Genomic DNA, 14,130 nt, shown 5'->3' with positions numbered 1-14,130 from the left:
GGCGTTCAACGGCCGTTTTCGCGTCTGGCTTCCTCGCGTCCGGCCGATGCTTTCGGCGCGTTTTCGGAGGCCGCCGCATCGCGGTTCCGGCGTCCCTTCAGCCGGTCGCGGATGCGCTGGATGATGTCCTTGAGATTGATGAAGATCGGCAGAGTGATTGCCGGTTCGACCGCTTCGAGCGACATGCCGACGGAGGTGACGTGGTCGTGCTCGTCGAGATCGCGGACGATGAGAATGATCGAGCCGAGACGGACGCGGTCGGCATAATCGGCCTTGCCGCCGAGGCGCTGGCGCATCAATTCGGCGATCGTCAGGCCCTTTTCGGATTCGTTGAGCAGGCCGGGACCGTAGGCGGCGTCGAGATCGGCGGCGGGGCGGGCAGGCGAGAGCGCGAAGGCACCGAAGAATTCGGCATCGTCTTCGTCCACCGGTGCACGGCTGGCGAAGAGCCGGTCCAGCAGGCGGGAATAGCTCGGTACGATGAAAAGATAAACGAGATCGTTCTCGCGCAGCCGCCCGGCATATTGATAGCGCATCGATTTGCCGTCGCGGATGACAAGCGAGGGGGTTGCCCAGCGAGGAATGCGCTCGCCGCGCAGCACCGGGCTATCCTTGATGACGCGATAGGAGAGCAGTTCATGGTTGGCGGCACCCGGCAGGTCGACCTCGACCTTGTCGACGGCGCCGATGCGCGGCGGAATGATCAGGCCGAGCTTCTTGGCAACCGGTTTGATCGTCCAGCCCTGGAGCAGCAGCGAGACCAGCACGATGATGAAGGCCGTGTTGAAGAAGATCTGGCCGTTTTCCAGCCCGCCGAGGATCGGCATGATGGCGAGCAGGATGGAGACGGCGCCGCGCAGACCGACCCAGGCGACGAAACCGATTTCCTGCTGGGTGTAATCAAAGGGAAGCAGCGACAGCCAAATCGCCAGCGGCCGGGCGATGAAGATCAGGAACAGGGCGAGCAGGATGGCCGGCACGATGATCACCGGGAATTGCGACGGCGTGGCGAGCAGGCCGAGCACCAGGAACATGATGATCTGCGCGAGCCAGGTCATGCCGTCCTGAAAGCGCTTGATGGTGCCGATCGCCTGCATCTTGCGGTTTCCGGCGTAGATGCCGGCGACGTAAACGGCAAGGAAGCCGCTGCCGCCGACCGCGCCGGTAAAGGAGAAGACGAGAAGGGCGAGAGCCAGCACGAAGATCGGCGTCAGGCCGCGATCGGTATCGAGCTTGCTGACGATCAGCACGATCATCATGCCGCCGAGCAGGCCGAGGATGACGCCAAGGCCCATCTGCTGCACGAACATGGCGAGCATGCCGATATTGATGCCGGCATAACGCTCGCCGCTCGCCAGCACTTCGACAAGGGCGATGGTGAGGAAGATCGCCATCGGATCGTTGGTGCCGGATTCGACTTCGAGCGTCGAGCGCACCTTGTCGCGGATATTGATGCCGCCGATGCGCAGCAGGAAGAAGACGGCGGCGGCATCCGTCGACGCCACGATCGAGCCGAGCAGCAGACCTTCGAGCCAGGTGAAATTCAAAAGCCACATGGCGACGACGGCAAAGAGCGAGGCGGTGATCAGCACACCGACAGAGGCGAGCGTGAGAGAGGGAACGGCCGCGAGCCGGAAGGCCTGTATCGGTGTACCGAAGCCGGAATCGAAGAGGATGACCGCGAGCGCTATGGAGCCGAGAATATAGGCGAGATAGTTGTTGCTGAACTCGATGCCAAGGCCATCGACGCCGGCGGCAAGGCCGATCATCAGGAACAGCAGCAGCAGCGGCGCGCCGAAGCGGAAGGCGAGAAGGCTGGAAAAAGCGGCCATAAGCACGAGCGCCGTCGCAACCAGCACCACGATATAGAACGCTTCCATGCCCGCCCCTTTCCACTTCGCGGATATGGCCACCCTCCGGCCGATCCGTCTATTTCCACCCTCCACCACGCGCGTCGGTCCATCAGTAAACGGCAAAACGGCAGAGAAGGGTAGGCCTTGCGGCTTAACCTCGTCTCGTTCTGCATCATGCTGCTGAACGGCTGCCGGACGGCGACCGACACGGAAATGCTACGGGAGAAATTCTCTACAAAGAATGTATAAGCAAATCAGGCAAGAGCAGGGCGAAAGCCAGGAAGATCGATTTTTCCTGCCGTTATCTGCGAATGGCGACAGGATAAGGCACGCTCCTGCGTTCACGCCCCGTTCGTCTTGCCCGATGACGGGAGGAGGGGATTGCAGCGCCGGATTGAGCGAGTGCTATCCCAACACTGCCTGAAGTATGATGACGGCGAGAAACGCAAGGCCGATCGCCGCGACAAAACGGATCACCAGACGATCAGCCTTTGCCAGCACGGCAGGTCGGACGTCCCGCTTGGGATGAAACCGCTGCCGTCGCTTGAGGCTGGTGTGGGACAAGCGTTTTTGCGGCACTGCCATTTATCGCCTCCGCTTGGGTCATTTCAGCCTCAGTCTATCACGATTGGACAGCGGATTGCCAACCGTGATTCCATCCTGGCGGCTACCGAACCCGTCGCTTCGAAGTGGCTTTCAAAACAGGAAGACGATGCTCAGTCTGAGGTGTCGTCACCATCGTCAGTCAGATCCTCGACCGGAACCAGGAAAACGACGAATTCGTCGTCGATGGTCCTTTGCGGATCGTCATCGAATTCATAGGCGTGCTCGACTTCACTGGCTTCCTCGGCGGTCGCCTTGCGCAGGCTGAGCGCGGCCTTGCGATCCCACAGGGGCTTGCCCTCGGACTCCAGGATGGTCAAGTCGTCGCGAAAATCTTCCGCCTCGAAGAAATGTGTCGCTTCCTCATGGTTTTTCGAGCGAAAGCTGGCAATGGCGCGGCCGGCGATCTCAACGGTAAAGTAATCCATGCATCTCTCCCTATCTGCCCGGCCGCAATGCGGTTAGGGCTTGGTGCACCATATCAGGTTTCGCAATCGATCCGGCGTGGCGCCTATAACAAAACGGCCCGGTTTCCCGGGCCGCTTGCGATTATTCGTTCGTCAGGCTCTCAGATGAGCTTGGCAAAGGCGACAGCCGTGTCCGACATGCGGCTGGAGAAGCCCCACTCGTTGTCGTACCACGACAGGACGCGCACGAAGTTGCCTTCCATGACCTTGGTCTGATCGGTCGCGAAGATCGAGGAGTGGCTGTCGTGGTTGAAATCACGGGAGACGAGCGGCTCGTCGGTGTAGCCGAGGATACCCTTCAGCTTGCCGTTTGCCGCAGCCTGGATGGCTTCGTTGATTTCGCCGACCGTGGTCGCCTTCTTGGCGACGAACTTGAAGTCGACGACCGAGACGTTCGGGGTGGGAACGCGGATCGAGGTGCCGTCGAGCTTGCCCTTCAGGTGCGGCAGCACGAGGCCGACGGCCTTGGCAGCACCCGTCGAGGTCGGGATCATGGAGAGGGCAGCTGCGCGGGCGCGATACAGGTCCTTGTGCATCGTGTCGAGCGTCGGCTGGTCGCCGGTATAGGAGTGGATGGTCGTCATGAAGCCGTGGTCGATGCCGACGGCGTCGTCGAGAACCTTGACGACCGGCACCAGGCAGTTGGTGGTGCAGGAGGCGTTGGAGATGACCATGTGCTCCTTGGTGAGCTGGTCATGGTTGACGCCGTAGACGACCGTCAAATCGGCCCCGTCGGCAGGGGCCGAGACGATAACGCGCTTGGCCCCGGCCGTCAGATGGGCGGCAGCCTTGTCGCGGGCGGTGAAGATGCCGGTGCATTCCATGGCAATGTCGACGCCGAGTTCGCGGTGCGGAAGCGTCGCCGGATCCTTGATCGCCGTGACCTTGATCGGCTTGCCGTTGCCGACGGTGATCGTGTCACCTTCGACCTTCACGTTTGCCGGGAACTTGCCGTGGATCGAGTCGTAGCGCAGCAGGTGGGCGTTGGTCTCGACCGGGCCGAGGTCGTTGATGGCGACGACTTCAATGTCGGTGCGGCCGGATTCGACGATAGCGCGGAGGACGTTACGGCCGATGCGGCCGAAACCATTAATGGCAACCTTGACTGTCATGTTCATTCACTCCCGATAGAATAGGGCCCGATAGAGAGGGCCTGGAATTGAGGAGATGGAGAGCGCCTCAGGCGCCCTCTTTAAAGCTTTGCTTCCGCAGCCGCAACGACGGCGTCGGCAGTGATGCCGAAATGCTTGTAGACGTCCTTGACCGGGCCGGAGGCGCCGAAGCCCTTCATGCCGACGAAGCTGCCTTCCGGTCCGATGAAAGCGTCCCAGCCTTCGCGGACGGCGGCTTCGACGGCGATCTTGACCGGCGAGTTGCCGAGAATATCCTTGCGATAGGCGTCCGGCTGCTCGAAAAACAGCTCCGTGCAGGGGACCGACACGACGCGCACCGAAACACCCTTGGCTTCGAGGGTCGCGCGGGCGGCGACGGCGATTTCGACCTCGGAGCCGGAAGCGAAGATCGTCACCTTGGCATCGGCGTTGCCGGCGAGCGTATAGGCGCCGAGCTCGCAGAGGTTCTTCTCATTATACTCGGTGCGGACGGTCGTCAGGTTCTGGCGGGTGAGAGCCAGCGCGGACGGGCGGTTCTTGCTCTTGATGGCGATCTGCCAGCATTCCGCCGTCTCGACGGCGTCGGCCGGACGGAAGACCTGCAGGTTCGGAACGGCACGCAGGCCGGCGATCTGCTCGACCGGCTGGTGGGTCGGGCCGTCTTCGCCAACGCCGATCGAGTCATGCGTCAGGACGTGGATGACACGAATGCCCATCAGCGCCGAGAGGCGGATCGGCGGGCGGCAATAATCCGAGAAGATCATGAAGCCGCCGCCATAAGGGATGAGGCCGCCGTGCAGCGAGATACCGTTCATGGCGGATGCCATGCCGTGCTCGCGGATGCCCCAGTGCATGTAACGGCCCTTGAAATCCGTCGGGGTGATGGAGACCATCTGGCTGGTCTTGGTGTTGTTCGACGGCGTCAGGTCGGCGGAGCCGCCGAGCGTCTCCGGCAGGAAGCCGTTGATGATTTCGAGCGCATCCTCAGACGCCTTGCGGGTGGCGACGGTCGGCTTGGTCTCGGCGAGTTTCTTCTTGTAGTCGGTGATCGCCGCGTCGAAGCCTTCCGGCAGATCGCCCGCAATACGGCGGCTGAACTCGGCCCTGACAGGTGAATTGGCGAGGGTTTCTTCCCACGCCTTGACGATGTTGTCGGAGCGGGTGCCGGCCGCGCGCCATGCGTCGAGAACATCGGAGGGAACGACGAAGGGCTCGTAATCCCAATTCAGAGCCTTGCGGGTCGCTGCGATTTCATCGGCGCCGAGCGGGCTGCCGTGAACCTTGTGGCTGCCGGCCTTGTTCGGAGCGCCGAAGCCGATGACCGTCTTGCAGGCGATGAAGGTCGGGCGGTCGGACTTGTGGGCGGCTTCGATCGCATCGGCGATGGCGGCCTGATCGTGGCCGTCGATCTCGATCGTGTTCCAGTGAACCGCCTTGAAGCGGGCGATCTGGTCGGTCGAATCCGACAGCGAGACGGCGCCGTCAATGGTGATCGAGTTGTTGTCCCAGAAGAGGATCAGCTTGTTCAGCTTCAGGTGACCGGCAAGGGCGATGGCTTCATGGCTGATGCCTTCCATCAGGCAGCCGTCGCCATTGATGACGTAGGTGTAGTGGTCCTGCAGCTCCGGACCGAATTCATCGCGCAGCTTGCGTTCGGCGATCGCCATGCCGACGGCGTTGGCGATGCCCTGGCCGAGCGGGCCCGTGGTGGTTTCGATGCCGGTGGCATGGCCGTATTCCGGGTGGCCGGCAGTCTTCGAGCCGATCTGGCGGAACTGCTTCAGATCCTCGACCGTCATGTCGGGATAGCCGGTCAAATAGAGCAGCGAGTAGAGCAGCATGGAGCCATGGCCGGCCGACAGCACGAAGCGGTCGCGGTTCGGCCAGTGCGGCTTCTTGGGGTCGAAGCGCAGATATTTGGTGAACAGGACCGTTGCCACGTCAGCCATGCCCATCGGCATGCCGGGGTGGCCGGAATTTGCCTTTTCAACGGCATCCATGGCGAGGAAACGGATCGCATTCGCCATCCGGTCGTTTTGTTCGGGAGAGGTCATCGCTTTTCCGCAAGCTCGGGTGTCGGGGGATGGCCTCGAGCCTCCAAGACCATCAAGTGAAAGCGGCAGAGACATAGCAGTTAAGACGGGCGAGTCAATAAATGGCGGGCCGAATCCGGCGGGGTTGCGGCGATTTTTGACATTTGCTCGCGCGATTATACAAAAGACAAATTTTATGCGGGAGGCACCGATAAAACGCTCATCCACAAGATAGGCCGGCGGACGGGTGGGGAGATTTATTGACGGGCCGTTGGCGAGCTGCATATCCTTTTTGAAATCACAGGATCGGTGCAGAGTGCCGATTCGCGGATCCTGCGCGGGAATCGGAAAGGCATGATGCCCACAGGCAAAACCATGGAAGCAGCGCTCAACGAGCTGAGACAGGCGATTTCGAGCCTCGAAAACGCCGTCGACATGCGCATCGAGCGGCAGCGCGAGCAGGGCGAGATCGAGGGCGAGGTCCGGCGCGTGCACGCCGACCGATCCCGGCTGGCGCAGGAGCTCGACCAGGCCGAATTCCGTGCCAACCGGCTGGAAGAGGTCAACCGCGAGGTATCGCGGCGGCTGGTGACGGCCATGGAAACGATCCGCGCGGTTCTGGATCGCTGATGAGAAAGAATATGACATGGCGCAGGTGACGGTGACGATCGACGGCAAGGCCTATCGCATGGCCTGCGAGGAAGGGCAGGAGGATCATCTGACCGACCTCGCCACTCGTTTCGATCGCTATGTCGGCCATCTCAAGGATCAGTTCGGCGAGATCGGCGACCTCCGGATCACCGTCATGGCCGGCATCATGATCATGGACGAGATTGCCGAGCTGACGCGCCGCATCGCCGGGCTGGAATCCGAGCTCGAGTCGCTGCGCGGCAACCGCGATACCGTGCTTGCCGCAACCGCCCGCACCGAGGAAACGCTGGCGGCGGCACTCAGCGAGGTGTCGAGCCGCATCCGGGGCATCACCGACAAGCTGAACGGCCGCACCGCCCCCGAGCTCAACTGATCTCAATTAAATCGGCGCGGCCTGCGGTCGCCACTGGCGCGCCGGCGCAAACGACCTTATATATCGCGATGCGGTCTGCGCCTCTCGACAGGAACCACAATCCCTGGGGCCATACTCGATCCAAAGGGAGCTGTCCCTGGCCAGGCCCGTGGGCCTGGACACACGGTGCCCACCTACGTTTGTAGGCGCCCAGGATCGTAAACATCCATCGGTCGTCGTGGATCGCACTTTCTCTCCATCGCCGGCAAAGGCAGCAGATCGACAGGCGACGCGGCGCGCGTCCGCCTTTTTTTCGCAGGTGCGACTACTTCCTTTATGACGGCATCGTGATATCTGGAGGACGCATTCTCGCTTCGGCGATTCAGCGTCCTAAAGCGCGTCGCATCAAATTTGATTCATGCGACGCGCTGATGCATGTCGTTGTCCCGGAACCGCTGCACACTTCCGGGCGACATGCATTAATCGACCGGATAGGGGCCTTCGGCGAAAATTTCGTCGTGATAGCCTTTGGAGCCGACCTCGAGCGACAATGGGCTGCGCCATTCGCGATTCTCCCCCAGGCAATCGAGCACGAAGCGGAAATCATAGCGCGGCTGCCAGCCGAGTTCGCGCCGTGCGCGCTCGTTGACGTAGACGCGGTCGAGTGCCGGGGACATCTTCCAGCCGCGTTCGGCATAGAGGCCGCGGGCTCCCGGAAAGAGCCGCTCGACGACCGCAGGCGCGTCGCGCCTGATGTCGGCGAGATCGTCTGGTGAAAACGGCGTGGTGGCCGAGATGATGTAGCGACCGAAGCCGATCGGACGTGCCCTTTCGAGGGCGATCAGATGGGCGCCGACCACATCGGCGATATCGACGCGGCGATGGAGCAACTCGTTGGCCTGGGCATTTGCCGGCGAATAGGCCTTGCGAATGTCGGGATCGTCGTCGCTTTCGGGAAAGAAACGCGACGTCCTCAGAATAACGACCGGCAATCCGAATTTGCGAGCGAAGAGTTCGCACAGACCTTCGGCAGCGAGCTTCGTTACGCCGTAAATGTTCCTCGCGATCGGAAGCACGTCCTCGGTGATCCATGCGGCCGATTGGCCGGCGGCCGGCGTCAATGCCGCGCCGAAGGTGCTAGTGGTGCTGGTGAAGACGAAACTTTCAACGCGCGCGGCCGCCGCCTCTTCAAGCAGGTTCAGCGTGCCGCCGATATTGGTGTCGACGAATTCCTGATTGCCATGAGTGGCCACATGCGGCTTGTGCAGTGTGGCGGCATGGATGACGTAGCTGATGCCCGACATCGCCTGCCGGACGAAGGCGCGGTCGCCGATGGAACCGACCGCGTCGGTGAAATCCGAAGGCTTGATGTCGACGCCGCGCGCCGATCGGCCTTGCGCCTTCAGGACGCGCACCAGCGCTTCGCCGAGGTGGCCGGCGCTTCCCGTCACCAGTATCGTCATCGCATTTTCTCCAGACCGTTTCCACGGCGGAGGCTATTAAGACCGGCATTTTCAGACAACGCATAAATTATGCATGAGGGTGCAGGAAAGCTGCAGGCTCGGTGACTGTGGTGACGAGGCGACCGGCGCTGCCGTCGGAAAACATGATCCGTTCCCAGATGACGCGGCCGGCGGCAATGGGCAGGCGCGCATTGCCGTTGGCACCGGTATCGAATGTCAACGACATGAGCCTGCCGTCATGCCAGCCGCATGCCTCCAGCGATTGTTCGGCGGCGGCGATCTCGGCGGAGGCGTAGGGGAAAAGAGAGCGGCCGAGAAAAGCGCCGATCGGTGCACGCCATTCCGACTGCCGAGGACGGGAGGCGGGCAGCAGCCGGTGGGTGCTGTCGCAGATCAGATGCACAGGCCGGAGGCAGTCCTCGACCAGCCGTTTCAATGCGGCATCGGCCACGGCATGGTGCGGCGCGGCGAAAATTCGTTCCAGCCTGACGGCCTGCTCCGGCGACAGGGCACGTTGATCTCGCTCCCAGCGCGAGACGGTCGCCTGGTTGACGCCGAGGAGTTCGGCGAGGTGTTGCTGCTTCATGCTGCGCAGCAGCCGCATGCGGCGTATGCCGGCCCCCGATATCGTCATCTCTGTCCCGTCTCTTGTCTTTTGGTCAGCATAGGATTGCGGCCGGCCGGGAGGCAAGGTGGGGTGCCCGGTCATTGTTCCGGCTGGCCTTCGAGATCGCTTCTCAGCCGATCGAGGATCGACAGGGCATGGCCGGCGTAGGCGCTGATCCAGCGATCGTAGATCTGCTTGATCGGCAGGCTGTTCAGATGGTTCCAGCGTTCGCGCCCTTCCTTCCTGGCGATGACCAGATCGGCTTCTTCCAGCACTTTCAGATGCTGCATCACCGTGCAGCGATCCATGTCAGGAAACATGTCGCAAAGGGCCCCTGTGGTGCGGGGGCCATCCTTGAGCAGATCGAGGATCTCGCGGCGGCGATGATGCGCCAGCGCCTTGAAAACAGGGTCATCGGTTGATTCGCTTGACATGTTATATTTTTATAACATAATGGGTCCAGACACAATGAAGAAGAGGAGCAATGCCATGTCTCTCGGAATCCGCATTTCCGGCCGCATCGGCCGTCCCGTCGCAGAGGTGTTCGACGCCGTCGTCAATCCGAAGAAGCTCAGCAGCTATTTCACCACGATCGGCGGGGCGAGCGCCCCGCTCGTCCAAGGCACGACGGTGACCTGGTGGAAGGACGCGCCGGTCGAGGTCGTCGAACTCGTGCCGGAAAGCCGCATCGTGCTTCGCTGGGACGGTGGAACCGGCGAGGACAAGACGAGCTATAAAACGCTGGTGGAGATGAATTTCCAACCGCTGGAGGATGGCGGCACGCTGGTGACGATTGCCGAAAACGGCTGGCGCGAGGACGAAGCCGGCCGGCGCGGCACCTATCTCAATTGTGAAGGCTGGACGCAGATGCTTTGCTGCATGAAGGCATTCGTCGAGTACGGCATCAACCTGCGCGAGGGCATGTTCCTCAGTGAGATGAAGGGTGAACCGGCCAGCGCGCCCGATGAGTGAGGAATGAGCGGGCATCGGGCGCTTCGGTCCGACGTCGTCCCGCCGCGGCGCGATCGTCGCAGGCGCGGATATGGCCGAGACTTCGCTTGCCTGTCACACTGCGGGTGCTAGTTTCCGGAGTCGATACTTCATTTCGGTTCCAGGAGATTGATATGCAGCTTGGCATGGTTGGTTTGGGCCGCATGGGCAATTACATGGTCCAGCGCTTGATGCGGGGCGGTCACGAATGCGTCGTATACGACACCAGGCCGGAAAGCGTTGCCGCGCTTGCGGGTCTCGGTGCGACCGGGAGTGCGTCGCTCGAGGAATTCGTCTCGAAGCTTAACCACCCCCGGGCGATCTGGCTGATGCTGCCGGCGGCGATCGTCGACAAGGTGCTTTCGAGCCTGGTGCCGCTGCTTCAGAACGGCGATATCGTCATCGACGGCGGCAATTCCTATTACCACGACGACATCCGCCGCGGCGCCGAGCTCATCACCAAGGGCATCCATTATGTCGATGTCGGCACCAGCGGCGGCGTCTTCGGCCTGGAGCGCGGCTATTGCTTGATGATCGGCGGCGAAAAGGGCACCGTCGAGCATCTTTCTCCGATCTTTGCGACGCTCGCCCCCGGCGTCGGCAAGACGGAAGCATCGCCGAACCGCACAGCCGAAGCGGCAGCGGCCAGCACGGCGGAGCAGGGTTATCTGCATTGCGGCCCGCACGGCGCCGGCCATTTCGTCAAGATGGTGCATAACGGCATCGAATATGGCCTGATGGCCGCCTATGCCGAAGGCCTCAACATTCTGAAACACGCCAATATCGGCGCTGCCTCCCATGAGGCCGATGCAGAGACGGCGCCGCTCGCCCATCCCGAACATTTCCAATACGATTTCAATTTGCAGGATGTCGCCGAAGTCTGGCGTCGCGGCAGCGTCATCACCTCCTGGCTGCTCGATCTGACGGCCGATGCGCTGCATGCCGACCCCGCGCTGTCGAAATTTGCCGGCCGCGTCTCGGACAGCGGCGAGGGCCGCTGGACGATCATGGCGGCAATCGACGAGAGCGTGCCGACGCCGGTTCTAAGCGCGGCGCTCTACGGCCGGTTCTCCTCGCGCGATAACGACGAATTCGCCAACAAGGTGCTGTCGGCAATGCGCGCCGGCTTCGGCGGCCATGTGGAGAAGCCGGCTCCCAAATCCTGAAGCCAGGCGTCCCGCGCCGCCCCTGCCTTTCCTAGCCGTCGGTATGGTGTTCCTACCGCTTGCTGGCGGCAGCGGTCACGAGTATCCATTGCTAAAAAGGGAAATGTCGGGGCTGCTTCCATCCAAGTGGCCGACACTCCATTGGAGGCGGTCATGGAGCGTGGCGCGGCGGCGGCCTTGAAGGCCGCCATATCGGGCATGTTGGCACTCGTTATGATTTTCGCGGCGGGTTCGCCAGGCTTCGCCCAGACAGCTCAGGCGCAAGCACCGGCCGCGGCTGCCCCGCCGGCGCAGGTGCGCGAGATGATGCAACTCATGCAGACGCCCGAGGTCAAGCAGTGGATGGCGACGCAGATGGCCGCAACGCCCGCCGCCAATTCGGCGACCCAAAACCAGATGTCGGTGCTGTCGGGTCTGCTGCAGCACGCCCGTCGGCACATCTCGATGGTGTCTGACGCGGCGATGACATTGCCCTCGCAGATCGGCAATGCCTCCTCGCTGTTCTCCAGCGAAATCGCCGCCAATGGTCTTGCGCGTATGTGGGCGCAGTTCCTGGCGATCTTTCTGCTCGGCGGGATCGTCGAAAGCTTTGCCCGCTACGCTTTCCGCCGCCGCCGCGAGCGATTGGCGCATATGGCGGGCATGCATCTGGCGCCGCGCGTCATTCCGGCGCTGATTTTCGCTGCGGCAACGATGCTCACGCTTCTCAGCCTCGGCTGGCCGCCGCTCAGCCAGAGCATCGCCATCGTCTGCGTCGTCGCGCTCGTCGTCCAGCGATTTACGATCTGCCTGGGTGGTGTTCTGGTCGATCTCATCGGGCTGGCGCGGGCCGAGGAAGAGCGGCAAGGCGTGATCGCGCTGACCATGCCCTCACGCGCCGTCGCGCTCTTCTGGTATCGCCGCTCTGCGATCTTCGTCATCTATTTCATGCTTGGCTGGGCAGCCATCCAGTCGATGGAGCCGCTCGGCTTTTCTCCGAGCGCCCGGCTCTTCGTCGGCTATATCCTCGGCATCGGGCTGCTGCTGATCGCGATCGAAGCTGTCTGGTCGCGGCCTCAGAAGGACGACAAACGCGGCCATGGGATTTCCTGGGCGCTCACCGTGTATTTCCTGTTGCTCTGGGGGCTGTGGGTCACCGGGTTCAACTGGCTGCTCTGGCTCGGCATCTATGTGCTGATGCTGCCGCGCGTGCTCGCCGTCTCGACGATTGCGGTGAAGTCGCTGCAGCAGACCGAGGCAAGCTTCCTTGCCACGCGGCGGATCGCCACCGTATTGCTCGACCGCGGCGTGCGGGCACTGATCATCGCATTCGCCGCCATCTGGCTCGGCCAGCTGCTCGGTGTCGGCGCCGACACGATGGCGGCCGGCGACAAAATGGTCGATAAGATCGCGCGCGGCGTCATCGGTGGAATCGTCATCCTGCTTGCTGCCGATCTGCTCTGGCACGTCGTCAAAGCCTATATCGACGGCAAGCTGCTCGGCTCGCCCCTGGAGGGCGGCGCGACGGACGAGGAGAAGGCCAGACATGCGCGGTTTCAGACGCTGCTGCCGATCTTCCGCAATATCCTTGCCGTGGTCATCGCCGTCATTGCGGTTCTGATGGTGCTCTCGGGCCTCGGCATCGAGATCGGGCCGTTGATTGCCGGCGCGGGCGTCGTTGGCGTCGCTGTGGGTTTCGGTGCCCAGACGATCGTCAAGGATGTCATCAGCGGCATGTTCTATCTCTGGGACGATGCCTTCCGTGTCGGCGAATATATCGAAAGCGGCAGCCACAAGGGCGTGGTCGAGGCTTTCAGCCTGCGCTCGGTGAAGCTCAGGCATCATCGCGGGCCACTGACCACCGTGCCGTTCGGCGAACTTGGCGCGGTGAAGAACCTCAATCGCGATTGGACGATCGACAAGATCAGCCTCAACGTCACATACGACACCGATCTCGTTAAAGCGAAGAAGGTGATCAAGCAGATCGGTCAGACGTTGCTCGAAAACCCGGAATTCGGCCCGCACATCATCGAAACGCTGAAGATGAAGGGCGTCGAGCAGTTCGGCGAATTCGCCATCGAGCTCCGCCTGTCGATGATGACGAAGCCCGGCGAACAGTTCGTTATCCGCCGCAACGCACTGGCGATGATCCGCAATGCCTTCAAGGAAAACGGCATCGAATTCGCCGTGCCGACGGTGCAGGTGGCCGGCGATCGCACGGTGGAGGTGGATGCCGCCGCGGCACGCTACGCTGCTTATGCACGGGCCGGCGGTGAGCCGGCCACGTGAGCCCTTACATCGCTCCGGCAGCTACGGTGAGCAGGCCGCCGACGATGGCCATGTTGCTTTTCCAGCTGTTGATGGCGCTGTCGCGAGCTGTGCCTTCCATCTCCCAGAAATTCAGCAGCATCACCGAGGCGGCAAGCGTGAAGATGATGAGGCCGAACGCTGCCGCGGCGACGAAGAGACCCAGCATCATGAGGAGGCCGGCAGCAATTTGAAAGACGCTGCCGGACAGCAGCACCCATTTCGCACAAGGTATGCCGCGGGCTTCGATGGCGTCGGTTATCGGCACGATGACGAAAAAATGATGGATACCGGCGGCAACGAAAAAGACGCCGAGCAGCAATCTGCCGAGGATGAGGATCAGGAAGGCCAAGTCACCCTGCATGTCTCATCCTTCGCTCGCGTCTAAAATTTTGGTCATCACCGCAAACTCTTCGTAAGCTTACGAAAATGCAATGTGCCAATACAGTTTGTCTGCGCAAATTCGCCCCAATTGAGGATGATTGAGGCGCAGGCGGCGGGGCTGGGGTAGCGGCGGCATGGCTTCATAGAGCTTATATGCCTGTCA

14 protein-coding genes and 1 other RNA gene are annotated in these 14,130 nt (G+C 62.0%); 6 read left to right on the top strand and 9 right to left on the bottom strand.

Annotation, left to right across the window (positions count from 1 at the left end):
* Window positions 1-5 precede the first annotated feature (5 nt).
* The 5 genes from N2597_RS16870 to tkt form a co-directional block, all read right to left on the bottom strand.
* A complete protein-coding gene (locus N2597_RS16870) occupies window positions 6-1,880 on the bottom strand; it encodes a potassium/proton antiporter (RefSeq protein ID WP_183598271.1) in 1,875 nt (624 codons plus the stop codon).
* 378 nt (window positions 1,881-2,258) lie between these two features.
* Complete coding sequence (locus N2597_RS16865; RefSeq protein WP_096764337.1) at window positions 2,259-2,438, bottom strand: hypothetical protein; 180 nt, start codon at window positions 2,436-2,438, stop codon at window positions 2,259-2,261.
* A 131-nt stretch (window positions 2,439-2,569) separates the two neighbouring features.
* Window positions 2,570-2,884 (bottom strand): hypothetical protein, encoded by a 315-nt coding sequence (locus tag N2597_RS16860; RefSeq protein WP_010057399.1) that lies wholly within the window; start codon window positions 2,882-2,884, stop codon window positions 2,570-2,572.
* Between the two features lie 140 nt (window positions 2,885-3,024).
* Window positions 3,025-4,035 (bottom strand): type I glyceraldehyde-3-phosphate dehydrogenase, encoded by a 1,011-nt coding sequence (gap, locus tag N2597_RS16855; RefSeq protein ID WP_039623503.1) that lies wholly within the window; start codon window positions 4,033-4,035, stop codon window positions 3,025-3,027.
* Window positions 4,036-4,115: 80 nt separating this feature from the next.
* A complete protein-coding gene (tkt, locus tag N2597_RS16850; protein ID WP_183598273.1) occupies window positions 4,116-6,089 on the bottom strand; it encodes a transketolase in 1,974 nt (657 codons plus the stop codon).
* Window positions 6,090-6,422: 333 nt separating this feature from the next.
* On the opposite strand from tkt, the gene N2597_RS16845 reads away from it, so the two are divergent.
* The 3 genes from N2597_RS16845 (at window position 6,423) to ssrS (ending at window position 7,320) form a co-directional block, all read left to right on the top strand.
* Window positions 6,423-6,698 (top strand): DUF4164 domain-containing protein, encoded by a 276-nt coding sequence (locus N2597_RS16845; RefSeq protein ID WP_009994078.1) that lies wholly within the window; start codon window positions 6,423-6,425, stop codon window positions 6,696-6,698.
* A gap of 16 nt (window positions 6,699-6,714) precedes the next feature.
* Window positions 6,715-7,092 carry a cell division protein ZapA gene (locus N2597_RS16840; protein ID WP_010054570.1) on the top strand — a complete coding sequence of 126 codons (378 nt, stop codon included), beginning with the start codon at window positions 6,715-6,717 and terminating at the stop codon, window positions 7,090-7,092.
* 69 nt (window positions 7,093-7,161) lie between these two features.
* Window positions 7,162-7,320: non-coding RNA, 6S RNA (gene ssrS / locus N2597_RS16835), on the top strand.
* 230 nt (window positions 7,321-7,550) lie between these two features.
* Here ssrS and N2597_RS16830 read toward each other — a convergent pair.
* The 3 genes from N2597_RS16830 to N2597_RS16820 form a co-directional block, all read right to left on the bottom strand.
* Entirely contained in the window at window positions 7,551-8,534 is a 984-nt protein-coding gene (locus tag N2597_RS16830) for an NAD-dependent epimerase/dehydratase family protein (protein ID WP_106795957.1), read from the bottom strand.
* A 67-nt stretch (window positions 8,535-8,601) separates the two neighbouring features.
* Entirely contained in the window at window positions 8,602-9,168 is a 567-nt protein-coding gene (locus N2597_RS16825) for a helix-turn-helix transcriptional regulator (protein WP_183598275.1), read from the bottom strand.
* 71 nt (window positions 9,169-9,239) lie between these two features.
* Complete coding sequence (locus N2597_RS16820; RefSeq protein WP_039622078.1) at window positions 9,240-9,575, bottom strand: ArsR/SmtB family transcription factor; 336 nt, start codon at window positions 9,573-9,575, stop codon at window positions 9,240-9,242.
* 55 nt (window positions 9,576-9,630) lie between these two features.
* On the opposite strand from N2597_RS16820, the gene N2597_RS16815 reads away from it, so the two are divergent.
* The 3 genes from N2597_RS16815 (at window position 9,631) to N2597_RS16805 (ending at window position 13,565) form a co-directional block, all read left to right on the top strand.
* Window positions 9,631-10,113 carry an SRPBCC domain-containing protein gene (locus tag N2597_RS16815; protein ID WP_183598277.1) on the top strand — a complete coding sequence of 161 codons (483 nt, stop codon included), beginning with the start codon at window positions 9,631-9,633 and terminating at the stop codon, window positions 10,111-10,113.
* 152 nt (window positions 10,114-10,265) lie between these two features.
* Window positions 10,266-11,297 (top strand): phosphogluconate dehydrogenase (NAD(+)-dependent, decarboxylating), encoded by a 1,032-nt coding sequence (gnd, locus tag N2597_RS16810; protein WP_106795960.1) that lies wholly within the window; start codon window positions 10,266-10,268, stop codon window positions 11,295-11,297.
* Window positions 11,298-11,450: 153 nt separating this feature from the next.
* Window positions 11,451-13,565: a mechanosensitive ion channel family protein gene (locus N2597_RS16805; protein ID WP_106795961.1), complete on the top strand. Its 2,115-nt coding sequence runs from the start codon at window positions 11,451-11,453 to the stop codon at window positions 13,563-13,565.
* Window positions 13,566-13,569: 4 nt separating this feature from the next.
* Here the strand turns inward: N2597_RS16805 and N2597_RS16800 are convergent, their stop codons facing one another.
* A complete protein-coding gene (locus N2597_RS16800) occupies window positions 13,570-13,947 on the bottom strand; it encodes a DoxX family protein (RefSeq protein WP_009997004.1) in 378 nt (125 codons plus the stop codon).
* Window positions 13,948-14,130: the final 183 nt, after the last annotated feature.

This window comes from Rhizobium sophoriradicis, assembly GCF_025200795.1.
Taxonomy (GTDB): domain Bacteria; phylum Pseudomonadota; class Alphaproteobacteria; order Rhizobiales; family Rhizobiaceae; genus Rhizobium; species Rhizobium sophoriradicis.
This window is presented reverse-complemented; position numbering and strand designations above follow the sequence as displayed.

Coding starts and splice junctions, on each gene's coding strand:
- N2597_RS16870 (WP_183598271.1), bottom strand. CDS start 1,880: ATGGAAGCGTTCTATATCGTGGTGCTGGTTGCGACGGCGCTCGTGCTT.
- N2597_RS16865 (WP_096764337.1), bottom strand. CDS start 2,438: ATGGCAGTGCCGCAAAAACGCTTGTCCCACACCAGCCTCAAGCGACGG.
- N2597_RS16860 (WP_010057399.1), bottom strand. CDS start 2,884: ATGGATTACTTTACCGTTGAGATCGCCGGCCGCGCCATTGCCAGCTTT.
- gap (WP_039623503.1), bottom strand. CDS start 4,035: ATGACAGTCAAGGTTGCCATTAATGGTTTCGGCCGCATCGGCCGTAAC.
- tkt (WP_183598273.1), bottom strand. CDS start 6,089: ATGACCTCTCCCGAACAAAACGACCGGATGGCGAATGCGATCCGTTTC.
- N2597_RS16845 (WP_009994078.1), top strand. CDS start 6,423: ATGATGCCCACAGGCAAAACCATGGAAGCAGCGCTCAACGAGCTGAGA.
- N2597_RS16840 (WP_010054570.1), top strand. CDS start 6,715: ATGGCGCAGGTGACGGTGACGATCGACGGCAAGGCCTATCGCATGGCC.
- N2597_RS16830 (WP_106795957.1), bottom strand. CDS start 8,534: ATGACGATACTGGTGACGGGAAGCGCCGGCCACCTCGGCGAAGCGCTG.
- N2597_RS16825 (WP_183598275.1), bottom strand. CDS start 9,168: ATGACGATATCGGGGGCCGGCATACGCCGCATGCGGCTGCTGCGCAGC.
- N2597_RS16820 (WP_039622078.1), bottom strand. CDS start 9,575: ATGTCAAGCGAATCAACCGATGACCCTGTTTTCAAGGCGCTGGCGCAT.
- N2597_RS16815 (WP_183598277.1), top strand. CDS start 9,631: ATGTCTCTCGGAATCCGCATTTCCGGCCGCATCGGCCGTCCCGTCGCA.
- gnd (WP_106795960.1), top strand. CDS start 10,266: ATGCAGCTTGGCATGGTTGGTTTGGGCCGCATGGGCAATTACATGGTC.
- N2597_RS16805 (WP_106795961.1), top strand. CDS start 11,451: ATGGAGCGTGGCGCGGCGGCGGCCTTGAAGGCCGCCATATCGGGCATG.
- N2597_RS16800 (WP_009997004.1), bottom strand. CDS start 13,947: ATGCAGGGTGACTTGGCCTTCCTGATCCTCATCCTCGGCAGATTGCTG.